This is a genomic window from Streptomyces sp. NPDC024632, from assembly GCF_055559175.1.
Window position 1 is genome coordinate 161,263 of record NZ_JBVHLD010000008.1, and the last position, 10,376, is coordinate 171,638.

Annotated in this window: 21 protein-coding genes and 1 tRNA gene; 1 reads left to right on the forward strand and 21 read right to left on the reverse strand. The window is 71.5% G+C overall.

The features are described from left to right. Positions 1 to 93 precede the first annotated feature (93 nt). From ACZ37P_RS18675 to ACZ37P_RS18695, 5 genes are all read right to left on the reverse strand, one after another. Complete coding sequence (locus tag ACZ37P_RS18675; protein ID WP_467347474.1) at positions 94 to 522, reverse strand: hypothetical protein; 429 nt, start codon at positions 520 to 522, stop codon at positions 94 to 96. A gap of 32 nt (positions 523 to 554) precedes the next feature. Then, a tRNA-Ile gene (locus tag ACZ37P_RS18680) sits at positions 555 to 627 on the reverse strand. A 101-nt stretch (positions 628 to 728) separates the two neighbouring features. Beyond that, entirely contained in the window at positions 729 to 932 is a 204-nt protein-coding gene (locus ACZ37P_RS18685; RefSeq protein WP_467347476.1) for a hypothetical protein, read from the reverse strand. A gap of 47 nt (positions 933 to 979) precedes the next feature. Next, positions 980 to 1,321 (reverse strand): hypothetical protein, encoded by a 342-nt coding sequence (locus tag ACZ37P_RS18690; RefSeq protein ID WP_467347477.1) that lies wholly within the window; start codon positions 1,319 to 1,321, stop codon positions 980 to 982. 216 nt (positions 1,322 to 1,537) lie between these two features. Then, a complete protein-coding gene (locus ACZ37P_RS18695) occupies positions 1,538 to 2,002 on the reverse strand; it encodes a hypothetical protein (RefSeq protein ID WP_467347478.1) in 465 nt (154 codons plus the stop codon). Positions 2,003 to 2,173: 171 nt separating this feature from the next. On the opposite strand from ACZ37P_RS18695, the gene ACZ37P_RS18700 reads away from it, so the two are divergent. After that, positions 2,174 to 2,440 carry a hypothetical protein gene (locus ACZ37P_RS18700; RefSeq protein ID WP_467347479.1) on the forward strand — a complete coding sequence of 89 codons (267 nt, stop codon included), beginning with the start codon at positions 2,174 to 2,176 and terminating at the stop codon, positions 2,438 to 2,440. A 14-nt stretch (positions 2,441 to 2,454) separates the two neighbouring features. Here the strand turns inward: ACZ37P_RS18700 and ACZ37P_RS18705 are convergent, their stop codons facing one another. The 16 genes from ACZ37P_RS18705 to ACZ37P_RS18780 all read right to left on the reverse strand — a co-directional run bounded on the left by ACZ37P_RS18705 (position 2,455) and on the right by ACZ37P_RS18780 (position 10,200). Continuing rightward, positions 2,455 to 3,027, reverse strand: coding sequence for a hypothetical protein (locus ACZ37P_RS18705; RefSeq protein WP_467347480.1), 573 nt, complete (start codon positions 3,025 to 3,027; stop codon positions 2,455 to 2,457). Continuing rightward, complete coding sequence (locus ACZ37P_RS18710) at positions 3,020 to 3,355, reverse strand: hypothetical protein (RefSeq protein ID WP_467347482.1); 336 nt, start codon at positions 3,353 to 3,355, stop codon at positions 3,020 to 3,022. Before ACZ37P_RS18710 ends, ACZ37P_RS18705 begins: the two co-directional genes overlap by 8 nt. After that, positions 3,343 to 3,681: a hypothetical protein gene (locus ACZ37P_RS18715; protein ID WP_467347484.1), complete on the reverse strand. Its 339-nt coding sequence runs from the start codon at positions 3,679 to 3,681 to the stop codon at positions 3,343 to 3,345. Before ACZ37P_RS18715 ends, ACZ37P_RS18710 begins: the two co-directional genes overlap by 13 nt. After that, positions 3,674 to 4,144: a hypothetical protein gene (locus ACZ37P_RS18720; protein ID WP_467347486.1), complete on the reverse strand. Its 471-nt coding sequence runs from the start codon at positions 4,142 to 4,144 to the stop codon at positions 3,674 to 3,676. The genes ACZ37P_RS18715 and ACZ37P_RS18720 overlap by 8 nt, the downstream gene beginning before the upstream one ends. Further along, complete coding sequence (locus tag ACZ37P_RS18725; RefSeq protein WP_467347488.1) at positions 4,137 to 5,087, reverse strand: hypothetical protein; 951 nt, start codon at positions 5,085 to 5,087, stop codon at positions 4,137 to 4,139. Before ACZ37P_RS18725 ends, ACZ37P_RS18720 begins: the two co-directional genes overlap by 8 nt. Continuing rightward, positions 5,077 to 5,481 carry a hypothetical protein gene (locus ACZ37P_RS18730; protein WP_467347489.1) on the reverse strand — a complete coding sequence of 135 codons (405 nt, stop codon included), beginning with the start codon at positions 5,479 to 5,481 and terminating at the stop codon, positions 5,077 to 5,079. Before ACZ37P_RS18730 ends, ACZ37P_RS18725 begins: the two co-directional genes overlap by 11 nt. Continuing rightward, entirely contained in the window at positions 5,478 to 5,849 is a 372-nt protein-coding gene (locus ACZ37P_RS18735; protein WP_467347491.1) for a phosphoenolpyruvate-utilizing N-terminal domain-containing protein, read from the reverse strand. The genes ACZ37P_RS18730 and ACZ37P_RS18735 overlap by 4 nt, the downstream gene beginning before the upstream one ends. Further along, entirely contained in the window at positions 5,846 to 6,220 is a 375-nt protein-coding gene (locus tag ACZ37P_RS18740) for a hypothetical protein (RefSeq protein WP_467347493.1), read from the reverse strand. Before ACZ37P_RS18740 ends, ACZ37P_RS18735 begins: the two co-directional genes overlap by 4 nt. A 1-nt stretch (position 6,221) precedes the next feature. Then, positions 6,222 to 6,599 carry a hypothetical protein gene (locus ACZ37P_RS18745; protein ID WP_467347495.1) on the reverse strand — a complete coding sequence of 126 codons (378 nt, stop codon included), beginning with the start codon at positions 6,597 to 6,599 and terminating at the stop codon, positions 6,222 to 6,224. Positions 6,600 to 6,603: 4 nt separating this feature from the next. Next, positions 6,604 to 6,786: a hypothetical protein gene (locus ACZ37P_RS18750; RefSeq protein ID WP_467347497.1), complete on the reverse strand. Its 183-nt coding sequence runs from the start codon at positions 6,784 to 6,786 to the stop codon at positions 6,604 to 6,606. 40 nt (positions 6,787 to 6,826) lie between these two features. Continuing rightward, on the reverse strand, positions 6,827 to 7,123 hold the full coding sequence (locus ACZ37P_RS18755; protein WP_467347498.1) for a hypothetical protein: 297 nt from the start codon (positions 7,121 to 7,123) through the stop codon (positions 6,827 to 6,829). Between the two features lie 64 nt (positions 7,124 to 7,187). Further along, positions 7,188 to 7,775 (reverse strand): hypothetical protein, encoded by a 588-nt coding sequence (locus tag ACZ37P_RS18760; protein ID WP_467347500.1) that lies wholly within the window; start codon positions 7,773 to 7,775, stop codon positions 7,188 to 7,190. Between the two features lie 20 nt (positions 7,776 to 7,795). Then, complete coding sequence (locus ACZ37P_RS18765) at positions 7,796 to 8,587, reverse strand: WhiB family transcriptional regulator (protein ID WP_467347501.1); 792 nt, start codon at positions 8,585 to 8,587, stop codon at positions 7,796 to 7,798. 41 nt (positions 8,588 to 8,628) lie between these two features. Beyond that, positions 8,629 to 8,796 (reverse strand): hypothetical protein, encoded by a 168-nt coding sequence (locus tag ACZ37P_RS18770; protein ID WP_467347503.1) that lies wholly within the window; start codon positions 8,794 to 8,796, stop codon positions 8,629 to 8,631. Continuing rightward, on the reverse strand, positions 8,793 to 9,530 hold the full coding sequence (locus ACZ37P_RS18775) for a VWA domain-containing protein (RefSeq protein ID WP_467347504.1): 738 nt from the start codon (positions 9,528 to 9,530) through the stop codon (positions 8,793 to 8,795). The genes ACZ37P_RS18770 and ACZ37P_RS18775 overlap by 4 nt, the downstream gene beginning before the upstream one ends. A 76-nt stretch (positions 9,531 to 9,606) precedes the next feature. Next, on the reverse strand, positions 9,607 to 10,200 hold the full coding sequence (locus ACZ37P_RS18780) for a hypothetical protein (protein ID WP_467347506.1): 594 nt from the start codon (positions 10,198 to 10,200) through the stop codon (positions 9,607 to 9,609). Positions 10,201 to 10,376: the final 176 nt, after the last annotated feature.

Here is a 10,376-nt window from a genome sequence, read left to right on the forward strand (position 1 = left end):
GCTTTTTTCTTTTCGGTTTGGCGGGCCACATGCTGGGTCAACCCGGCGCCCCCCGGGCCCCCCCCCCCCCCCCCCCCCCCCCCCCGGGGCCGGTCAGGACGTAGGGCGGCGAGCGATCCCCTTGAGGCGGCGGATGGCCTCCGACTCGGCGACGTACCAGAACGTGGCGGTCTCGGTCAGGCCGAGCGCGTCACGCGCCACGTCCCACAGCAGACGCCGCTCGCCGTCCTTCTCCGCGTAGATCTGGGTGTCCACCTCGTCGGCCCAGCCGCCGTCTTCCCGTACCGGCCTGACGAGGACGTCGCGGTCCAAGGCGACGATCCGCCAGCCCGTGACGTGGGCCGCCCACCCGGCGGCGCACAAGGTCGTACCGCAGGCGGCGGCTACCCCGGGTTCCAGCACGTCGCCGGGGAAGCTGGCCCAGCGGCCCATGTCGAACCGGTCGGGATTCAAGGCGATGCCGTCGAGGACGGCGGCGGCGACTTCGGCGGCCGTGGTCGGCAGGGTGATCGTGTCGGGCATGGCGTTTCTCCAGTCGGGGTGACGGGATGGAGTTGCGCCGACGGGACTCGAACCCGTGACCTCGCCCTTATAAGAGGCGTGCTCTGCCAGCTGAGCTACGGCGCTGTGGAGTTGTGGGGCCGCGCCCCGTGAAGGGGGGGGCGGGGCGCGGCCCCAGGGATGGCGGCCCGGACCAGGGGGGTGGGTCCGGGCCGCCGGTCAGGAGGTCAGTAGTCGCGGGTCGAGGCGCGGGCCTCGGCACGTTCGGCGACCTGTCGGGCGAACGGCGTGCCCGGCTTGATGGCGCACAGCCCGGTGAGCCGCCCGGTGTCGGGGTCGCGGGTGGCGAGCAGGTCCTGGCCGCTGGCGAATGCCCGTGCGGCGTAGTTGCTGAAGTAGGTGAGGGTCTCGGGGAGGTGCGAGGTCGCCATGGTGCGTCTCCGGGTCGGGGCGGCCTGGGCGGACAGGGGCTGTTGGGTCAGTCGCAGAACACGCCGAAGCCGAAGGTGATCTCATCGCCGTCGGCGTCGACGACCTCGATGTCCCAGACCTCGCCGCGGTCGGCGCAGCGCATGAGGAGAGCGCCGATACGGACGACGCCGGAGGCACCGAACTGCTTGACCTGGGGGCCCAGCTCGGTCTGGTACCGGAGCGTGTACTGCGGCTCGACGCCGAGGTCTTCGATATTCAGGAGCCGGGGGATGTCCTTCGCGCACTCGGGCCAGGCCGGGGTGTCGTAGACGGTGCCGATCCGGGCGATCCCGGACTCGGTGCCGGTCGCGGTGGCGGCGGTGTACGCCACGAGGTGGAACGAGTGCATGGCCCCTCCCTGGGCGGGTTCGTGCGGTTGTGGATGGTGGTCAGCAGTGGTACGAGCACGCGTCTTTGCCGTGGACCTTCAACCGGCGGCACTTCCCACCGCCCGACGTCGAGGCGCCGCACTGGCGGCGGTAGTCGTGGGCAGCGCATACCTCACGGCAGACCTGCGCCTGGTTGATGCACCGGTAGCCGCGCGACGTGGTCGCGGTGCACTGGCTCACCGGGTCACCGCGTCCCAGATCGCCCGGCCGACGGTGCCCGGCTTGCAACTGGCGGCGGCGTTCCGGGTGGCGCCGAACGTCTCTCCGTTCCGCTCCGACCAGTAGTGGACATATGCCTCCGGGATCCAGCTCGTCGCGCCCGGGGTCTTGGGTCGGGCCGGGACGACAGTGCCGACGACGTAGCGCTTGCCCGTGACGGTGATGATCCGGGTGGTTTCACCCGTCCATGCCTTCGGTCCCTGCTCGATCGGCCCGGCGGCGTCGCTCTGGTTGACCAGAGTCATGCGTACCTCGCGGCCGTCCGCGTACTCGATGTGGTGCTGCGTGCGCCCCGAGGACATCTTCCGGACGCTGCGCTCACGGGAGACACGGCCCAGTATCGCGTCGTTCACCTCAGCCATGGCGTCGCGGACGCTGACGTGGGTGGTGACGCCGTTCTCGGTGCGCTCGTAGACCTTCATCTCGGGCTCCCCCTGTGGTTGCCAGTTCCTGATGAGCCACACACTAACCAAGTAGCTTGGACAAAACAATATGGACAACTGTACTTGCCCAAAATCCTTGGATAGCCTGGTCGCATGTTGAGGCTCCCGACACCATCGCCTTGGCCAAATGCGCTGTGGGATCATGCGGCCATGAGCGACTACAGCCCCAGCGCGAAGCTGACCGCCGCCCTGGACGCCTTCGACAAGGCCCAGGCGGCGGCCGAGACGGCGCGCGTGGATCTGCGGGCTGCGGTTGCCGACGACCTCAAACAGTTCGAGGTCACCAACGAGGTCATCGCAGAGCACCTGCCGTGGTCCGCGGAGACCGTGCGCGGGATCGCCCGCGAGTACGACGTGCCGCGCAAGCGCAAGCCGACGGTCCGCTCGATCAAGCCGAAGCCGAAGAAGACCGGCTGACCGGCGTCGCGCCGTCATGCACCCACGCTCCTGGTGGGCAGGTACAGGCGCGGGCCCTCGTAGCGGGCCGGGCGCCCGGTGTCGTCCGCGCACGCGTCGTTGGAGCACCAGGCGCGCGGGCGGTCGCCGTCGCCGCGGACCTTGATGGTGCGCTGGCCGCAGACGAGGCAGTCGACGCCGGACATCTCGATCGCCGGGGCCTGGAGGCCGAGGACCGTACGGACCGTGGAGTGCCAGGTGCCGACCGTGCTGGTCGCGCGGCCGACGGCGCCGGCGGCTTCGGCGTTGGGCGGGATCGCCCGCATGGCCTTCTCCCAGCTCTGCGCGTAGGCGGAGCAGCGCAGTGCTTTGTCGAGGATGACGGCCTCGGTCTTGATGCGTACGGACCAGTGGACGGCGTCGAGGCTGGAGGGTGGCCGGGAGCCGGGGGCGGCGTGGTGGGCGGCCTGACGCGGCTGAGTGGTGCGCAGGTACAGGTCATCGAGGCGCCGCATGAGGCCGGGGCCGCCGTCGCCGGGGTTGCTTTCGCCGCCGTCGTACCGGTCGAGGAGGTCCCGGATCAGGCCGGGCAGGGAGCGGTCAGACATCGCCGTTCTCCAGGAGCTGGCGGGCGACGTCGCGCTGGAGGACGGCCCGGGCGATCGCGCGGTCCTTGTCCCGGCCGAACATGGTGTCCAGGACGGCGACCCAAAGGAAGCCGGTGAAGCTGCCGGTTCCGACCGGTACGGGCTCGATCCGGTAGATGTCCAGGTCAAGGTCGGCGAGCGGCCCTTTGTCGTTGAGAGCGGGGCTGAACGTGACCGCCTTGGCCGGGCGCGGACAGCGGATGTCGTGCTGGTGGGTCGGGACGGTGAGCCACTGGCCGTCCTGGGGGCCGCCGCACAGGAGCACGCGGCGCGTCGTCAGCTCAGGCATGGGCCGTCCGATCGCTCCAGGGCGGTGAGGATCAGCCAGTTGCGTACGGGTGCCCAGGCGATGGTGTCGAGCTCGGCGCGGGTGATCGATGCCGCCGCCTCGGTGGCCGCCGCGCGGTCAACCTCGTAGTACGCGGCGCCGTCGCCGTAGAGCACATCGCCCAGGAGGACGGACAGGGAGTCGTCGTGGGGGCCGATCCAGTCGTTCCGGGCAGTGTCCACGGCCCAGGTGAACGCCACCGGGTCGCTGAGGAGCCACGCCCGCAGGCGGCTGTCCGGGGCTTTGGGCTCGGCCAGTTGCCCGGCCGTGGCGGGGGTCTCAGGCATCGGGTGCCGCCTCGAAGTCCCAGCGGGGGCCGCGGATGGCGTGCGCGTGGACGGTGTGTCCGTACTGGTCGGGTGGCAGTTGGAACTTCGCGCGCGGGTAGGTGCGGTACCGCTCCAGATAGATGGTGCACAGGGCTTCGGTGCCACGGCCGTCCGGGTCGGCCGCGTAGCGGACGGGCCACCTGTCCACGAGTCGTCGGGCGTACCAGCGGTGGGAGTGGCGCTTCTTCCACATCTGCCACGTCGACGTCGGCACCTCGTAGGTCACCCGCTGGCGGGTGGTGACTTTTTCGGGCGGCAGGTCATCGGTGAGGATCCTGGTTCGGAACTGAATCGCGAAGGCACCGAAGATGTCGTGCTGCACCCGCGTGTCCATGTCGAGGAACAGTCCCTCGTCGACCGTGAAGGCGTGGGCGAACTGCCTGGCAGTCAGCAGTACGCGGTCTGTCGTGGGCTCATGCATCGGAGGTCAACCCCTCTGTGACACACACTGGTTGGGCGGTTCGCTCGGGGCGGGGCGGCTCGATGGCGGAGGCTTCGACGCCGCTGAGGAGGCCGCGGCCGGGTACGCCGATGAAGGACGGCGCCCATCCGGCGCGTACGAAGGCCAGTGCGGTGTCGTACGGGACGCGGTCGCGGTCGCGCGGGTTGGCGTCGCTGGCCATCCAGGTGGCCAGCTCCTCGGCGGTGGGGAGGACGGGGCTGATCGGGGAGCCTTCGGTGACGGTCTCCCAGATTTGCCAGCCGTCGCCCGCCGGCGGATCGGCCGGCTCCCACGCTTCGGCTTCGGCGCGCTGGCCGGGGTATGCCTCGGTGGAGGCGTGGCCGTCGCAGGTCGCGCACCGGTCGGGGACGCCTTCGCGTTTGCAGCGGGCGTCGACCACGATCAGGGCGTTGATCGCGTCGTGCCCGAAGCCGGCCAGGGACCACTCGTTGACCTCGGCCGCAGTCGGCCGGATGGACGGCTGTTTCTCCTGCCACCCGTTCTCGCGGGTCCAGGTGTGGGTGAGATCGGTCAGGCGGCCTTCGGCGACGAGGGCGTCGACGTCGTCCTGGTCCAGGTGGTGGCACCACTGACTGTTCCACAGCGCAGCGAGACGGTGCCCCTCACGGTCGACCGCGGATTTCCCGGCGCCGTAGAACTCCGGGGCGCTGGCGATGTTGCGCTCGGCGTGGGCCCGTACGGCCGGGGTGGCGTACCGCAGCGGCGTCGAGCCGGTGCTGGCCGGGTCGAACGGCACGTGCCCGTACCAGAGTTTCCGCAGGTGCTCGCCGCGCGGGGAGTAGCCGCGCTCGCAGTCCGGGCAGGGGATCCCGGCGTACCGGCCTGGGCTGAGGAAGCCGTCCCAGACCTTGTTGAGCGGCCAGTCGAAGCCGAGCGGCACGCGCCGCACTTCACGCCCCATCGGATTCTCCCAACCGGTGCGTCGGACCCACTGGTTGGGAGATTCCGCGGAGCAGCTCGGCGGGGTCGAGCCGGTCGGCGACCGGACCGCCCTGAACGTGGCCGGGCGCGGGCTCGGCATTGACCGCGCGGGCCAGTGCCAGCGAGGAGCTGGCCGACCAGCGCTCGTCGAGCTGTCGGTAGAAGTAGCCGAGCCACTCCCCCTCCGTCAGATCCCGCTCGGCCATGCGCACGGCCCGGTCGTAGCTCGCCGCCTCGTCCTCCAGGAGCGCGGCGAGAGGCTCGCGGGCACGCAGCAGCGCGGCGATCATTGCGAGCAGTTCGCGGGAGCCGGAATCGACGCGGTCGTCGCGGAGCCGCGCGGCGGCGGTCCGCAGTTCGTCGGCGGGTGTCACATCTGGTCCTCTCGTACTGCGCGGCGCGCGGCGCTGACGGCGGCCGCCTCGGGCAGCGACAGCGCGCCGGTCCGGCGGTCCTTGCGGGTAGTGCCCAGATAGAGGTCGGCGAGCCGGTCGAACTGGCCGCCGACCCTCTCGACGGCGGCGTCCATGGCCTTCTTCGTCTCCACACCGAGCGCCTCGACCTGCTTGCGGACCTCGGCCTCGAACAGCTCGTCGGTCAGCAGCGGGATCAGGGTGCGGGCGTCCTTGATCTCCCGGCGGAGGTCCTTCAGCGTTTCGCGGGCCTCCCGGACCTCCGCCCGCAACTCGTCGCGCAGCGACTCCAGGTCTGACGCCTGCTCGGGCAGCGGCCGCGCGTTCACGTCTGGTCCCGGGTGAGCATGCGGTCGGCGGCGGTCCAGGTGGCGCATGGCCAGGTGACGAGCGCGCCGTGCAGGGAGCAGGCGTCGCAGAGCGCGCCAGGTGCGGACGGGTCGGCGTGGGGTCGCGGGCGGTGGGTTTCGCGGAGTCCGGCGAGGTCGGCACGCATCCGGCTGATCTCGGCGCACGCCTGGGAGCCGGACGTGAGTCCGGCAACGACAAGATCCCAGAGCCTATTGGCCGTTTCGGAGGACGGGGTCACGCCCGGGCCAAGCGTCATCAGCTTGAAGACCTCCATCAGCGCCGCGGTGACGGACCTCTGTGCGGTGTCGAGGACGAACGGAGCGGGCGTCCGGGGCGAGGTGTCGGGCATGTCAGCTCTCTTCCGTGATGTCGGGCCAGGTCAGCGGGCTGGAGACGGTCAGGGCGCGGATCATGTGGTTCCTCCGGCTGTCGCGGCTCCGGCTGCCTGCCGGGCGGCGACGTGGTCGTCGTAGGCCTTGCGCCGTGCCTGCGATGTCGCGGGTTCGCCGCGGCGTTCGGTGTAGGCGGGCGGCTGGCGGGGTCTTGTGGGGCTTGACTTCGCGGCGGGCCCACCAGTCGGCGCCGTCGTACATCACGCACGTCCCGTCGTACTTTCGGGTGGCGACGCCTTCTCCGGCGAGAACCCATGCGCAGCCGGGGGTCACCTCGGGCAGGACGTGGGCGCGGTCGGCCGGGTCGCGGACGAACAGGGTGGGGATCTTGCGCATCGGGTCAGGGCCTTTCGGGGCTGGTGCAGGCGGGGGCGGGGCGCGAAGCCGTGGTTCGCAGTCGCAGGCGGCGCCATGCGGCGCGGGCGGCGTAGCCGGTCCCGGCGACCGTGGCGGCCCCCAGGACTGCGGCGCCGCCGAAGGTGAGACCGAACAGGGCGCCGAACTGGGCGGCTTCGAGATACACAGGTGGTCCTCAGCAGGAGGTGCAGGCGGTCGGGCGGAGGTCAGGCGGTGGCGGGGGCGGTGCGGCGGACAGGGCGGAAGGCGTCCCGGAGTTTGCGCAGGCGGCGCTTGGTGTCGTCGCCTCCGCCGCCGCGCCACCACAGCCATGCGGAGATCGCGCAGGCCGCGGCGTTGAGACAGGCGGGCGCGGAGGCGCCGCCGCGGATTTCGTCGATCCCGATCAGGGCGTTCGCGATGGCGGTCAGGCCCTGAGTCCGGTGAAACGGCAGCCGTCCGGTGAGGAGTCCCGCGAGGGAGACGGTGATGAGGGCGAGGGCGACGACGATCAGGACGGGCATGGCGGGTCGGTCTCCGGGTGGTGTGCGGCCAGGTCGGATGAGGTCCGAGAACAGAGGGCCGGGATCACGGTGACCGTCCCGGCGCTGGCCCGGTCAAGCGGCGGACGCGCTTGCACGCCCCGCAGTACGCCGTGCCGTCCCTCTCGTAGAGGCCGTCGACGGCCTGGTCGTGGCCGTTGACGCACCGGGCCGGGCGCTCGCCGCGGCCGGTGATGTAACGGAACTGCTCGCGCAGGCGTTTGCGGCCGGCCTGGTCCTGGACGTGGCCGGGCGCGACGCAGTGCTCGAGGCCGCAGTCAGCGATGACGCGTCCCACTGGCTCGCGGCCGTACCGGATGCGGAACGCGATCCGCGCCGCCGTGTGCCCCTGCCCGCCGTAGCGCATCGTCGGCGTGCCCGCGACACTCTGCCGCTCGCCCGTCCAGCGCAGGTGGCCGCCGGGCTCGACCGGCTCGGTGTACGCGGACCACTTCTGTTCGACCGTCAGCGGCTGCTGGGGCACGTTCGGCACTCCCAGTGCGCGCCGGGTAGCGGCGGCGGCGTGGCTGTCGCAGTGCAGCCGTCGCGCGATCTCCCGGTTGGTGAGGCCGTCGAGGACCAACTCCGCAATGTCCGGACGGACTTCGACGGTTCCGCCGTCTGCGGCCTGCATGGCAACGCGCGGTCGCCGGTTCACGATGCGGACCCCCGCCTGCTGCTGCGTCCGACCGCGTTCCAGCACTCCGGGTCGACGATCTCCCCGGAGGCGACGTGCCGTTCGTACGCCTCGGCCGTGCCGCAGCCGGGACCGTGCTGCTCGGGCTGGGAATCGAGGTCGCGGAGATCGACTGCCACCGCCGCACCCGGGTTTTCCGTCTGCTCCCCCGAATCTGCGGGCTGGAGAACTTCCGGCCGTACGACGGGCACGAGGCCGGTGTCGACACCGACCGGCACGCCGACGGCCTTCATCACGGCCTCGATGACCGGCCCGGCCGGGTCGCCGTCCCGAGACGGTGCCGCATCTCCCCGGGTCCGCCGCGCCGCGTGCGCCAGGACGTGCCGCCGGGTCGCGGTCCGGCTCTGCTCGGCCGACCAGCAGATGGGGTCGACGTCCTCGCCCCGCCGAAGGTGCCGCTTCAGCGCCTCGTGGCTTCCGCATCCCGCGTCGTCCTCGGACGGTGCGTGGTTGTCCCCTTGGTGGCCGGGCGCCGTGGGGTCCAGCCGCCAGCGGTCGGTACCGCTGAGCCCGGCGAAAATGCCGTCGCGGGACAGTCGGCCGACGCCCCGTTCGGCGTCGAGGACCCACCGCAGGCAGGCGGCCCGCACGGTGCAGCGGATCACGCACTCGGCACGGGCCTCATAGACCCGGGTGTCGTCGAAGAAGATTTCCGGGTCGAGGCCGGGCGCGGTGCAGGCCATGTGCCCAGCGCGCATCGCCTCGGACGGGCGGACGAGAATGTCGGGCACGCTCCCGATGGTGCGCATGGGTGTTTCTCCGTGTGGCGAGAGGGGAGTTGGGCTGCGTTTCACAGGTCGTCGAGGAAGTCGTCGAGGCTGTCGGCGACGGACGGAGCCCAGACAAGGAGCGCGATGACGATGCCGACGCCCGCGGTCCAGCCCGGGCTGTGGCTGGCGCCGTAGGTCATGAGGGCGCCGAGCGCTCCGGTGACCAGACCGAGCAGGAAACGCCTCACGGGAGGATCCCGGCGGCGGCCGCGGCCGCGAGCCAGCCCGCGTACTGGGAGGTGATGCCGTCGTAGAGATCGGCGTCGGCCACAGCGCGGGGGTTCGGCGCATGGAAGAAGGAGGCGTTGTCGACCCGGCGGCCGCGCAGGTCGTCCAGTTCCTCCAGGAACTGGACGCGCCCGCCGAATCCGATGAACGCCCAGAACATCGGCAGTTCGGAGGCATTCCGCAGGGCCCGTGCGGCGGCGTCGCGGTCGTCGGGCGCGCCGTCGGTCTGGAAGATCACCAGCGCTGGGTCGGTGGCGCCGGACGCCTGGTGCTCGCGGGCCACGGCGGTCATCGCGGCTGGGTAGGCGGTGCTGCCCCAGGCGACATGGGGATGGGTGGCGTCGATGATGCCGCGGTAGTTGTCGAGGCGGACGTCGACCGGGTCCTCGGCGCGGCTGCCGAAGTAGATCAGGGGGACGGTGCCGTCGTGGTCGAGGTTCACGGACAGGGCGAGGGTCTGCTCGGCCAGGTGCTGGACGGACCCGTCGGCGTAGAAGGGCGCCATCGAGCCGGAGTGGTCGAGGACCAGGTAGACCGCGGCGCGCCGTCCGGCCAGGCCGTTCTTCTCCAGGCTGACCGCGGCGGTCTTCACCAGCGGGATGAGGCTGGCCGGGGCCGTACCGGCCTGCTGGGCGGGGCCGGTCGCGGGCGGTGCGGGCAGGACTGCGGCGGTGCGGGTCTTGAAGAACTTCACGGGAAATCTCCGATACGGGCTGGGAGTGCGGCGGGTTGGCGGCCGGGTGTTCCCCGGGGGCTGCGTACGGCAGGGGTTAGGAGGAGGGGAGTGCGGCGGCGAGGGTCTGGAGCTGGGTACGCGAGGTCTGCGACTCGGTGAGGAACTGCGCCCATTCGGGGCGCTCCGACCAGCGTTCAATCTCGTCCTCGACGCGCTTGAGGTGGTCGTCGACGGCGTCGCGTACGGCCTGGGCGGTGGCCCAGGTGGTGTCGGTGACGACGGGCTTGTCCTCGCGGGCGCAGTGACCGACGTAGCGGTAGACGGTCTCCAGGCTGGCGTGGGCGTGCCGGTCGTAGAACGCGGTCTTGTAGAAGACGGCGACGCGGCGGCGGCCGTGCTGGTCGGTGATGTAGGACCACATCGAGTGGTCCGAGGCCTCGCGGTTCCAGCCGTCGGGCAGGGCCGCGGACACGAACATCGGGTCGGCGTCCGGTTCACCGAAGGTGAAGCCGAGGGCTTCGAAGGATGCCCGGTCGCCGCGGAGGTCGGCCGGCATGCGGTCGGAACCGACGAACTGCCGCTGACCCGCGGCTTCCTGGGCCTCGATCAGGGTGTCGGTGCTTGCGCCGGACAGGGCCTGCACCAGGAGCGCGGTCTTGCTCGCGCCGCTGTTGGTGTTCTCGATCACGTGTCGCTCCTTGGGGGTGCCGGGGGGAACGGGTTGGGGGTTCGGGGTTGGGTCGGGGGGGGGGGGGGGGGGGGGGGTGCGCGCGACCCCCGGGGGGGGAGGGGGGAGGCACCCCCAGGGGGAGGGGGGGGGGCGAAGAGGGGCACAAAAGCCCCGCCAGGTGTTCGCCACATACC

Excerpts from the sequence above, each read along its gene's own strand:
- ACZ37P_RS18675 (WP_467347474.1), bottom strand. The coding sequence starts at position 522 with ATGCCCGACACGATCACCCTGCCGACCACGGCCGCCGAAGTCGCCGCC.
- ACZ37P_RS18685 (WP_467347476.1), bottom strand. The coding sequence starts at position 932 with ATGGCGACCTCGCACCTCCCCGAGACCCTCACCTACTTCAGCAACTAC.
- ACZ37P_RS18690 (WP_467347477.1), bottom strand. The coding sequence starts at position 1,321 with ATGCACTCGTTCCACCTCGTGGCGTACACCGCCGCCACCGCGACCGGC.
- ACZ37P_RS18695 (WP_467347478.1), bottom strand. The coding sequence starts at position 2,002 with ATGAAGGTCTACGAGCGCACCGAGAACGGCGTCACCACCCACGTCAGC.
- ACZ37P_RS18700 (WP_467347479.1), top strand. The coding sequence starts at position 2,174 with ATGAGCGACTACAGCCCCAGCGCGAAGCTGACCGCCGCCCTGGACGCC.
- ACZ37P_RS18705 (WP_467347480.1), bottom strand. The coding sequence starts at position 3,027 with ATGTCTGACCGCTCCCTGCCCGGCCTGATCCGGGACCTCCTCGACCGG.
- ACZ37P_RS18710 (WP_467347482.1), bottom strand. The coding sequence starts at position 3,355 with ATGCCTGAGCTGACGACGCGCCGCGTGCTCCTGTGCGGCGGCCCCCAG.
- ACZ37P_RS18715 (WP_467347484.1), bottom strand. The coding sequence starts at position 3,681 with ATGCCTGAGACCCCCGCCACGGCCGGGCAACTGGCCGAGCCCAAAGCC.
- ACZ37P_RS18720 (WP_467347486.1), bottom strand. The coding sequence starts at position 4,144 with ATGCATGAGCCCACGACAGACCGCGTACTGCTGACTGCCAGGCAGTTC.
- ACZ37P_RS18725 (WP_467347488.1), bottom strand. The coding sequence starts at position 5,087 with ATGGGGCGTGAAGTGCGGCGCGTGCCGCTCGGCTTCGACTGGCCGCTC.
- ACZ37P_RS18740 (WP_467347493.1), bottom strand. The coding sequence starts at position 6,220 with ATGCCCGACACCTCGCCCCGGACGCCCGCTCCGTTCGTCCTCGACACC.
- ACZ37P_RS18745 (WP_467347495.1), bottom strand. The coding sequence starts at position 6,599 with ATGCGCAAGATCCCCACCCTGTTCGTCCGCGACCCGGCCGACCGCGCC.
- ACZ37P_RS18755 (WP_467347498.1), bottom strand. The coding sequence starts at position 7,123 with ATGCCCGTCCTGATCGTCGTCGCCCTCGCCCTCATCACCGTCTCCCTC.
- ACZ37P_RS18760 (WP_467347500.1), bottom strand. The coding sequence starts at position 7,775 with ATGCAGGCCGCAGACGGCGGAACCGTCGAAGTCCGTCCGGACATTGCG.
- ACZ37P_RS18765 (WP_467347501.1), bottom strand. The coding sequence starts at position 8,587 with ATGCGCACCATCGGGAGCGTGCCCGACATTCTCGTCCGCCCGTCCGAG.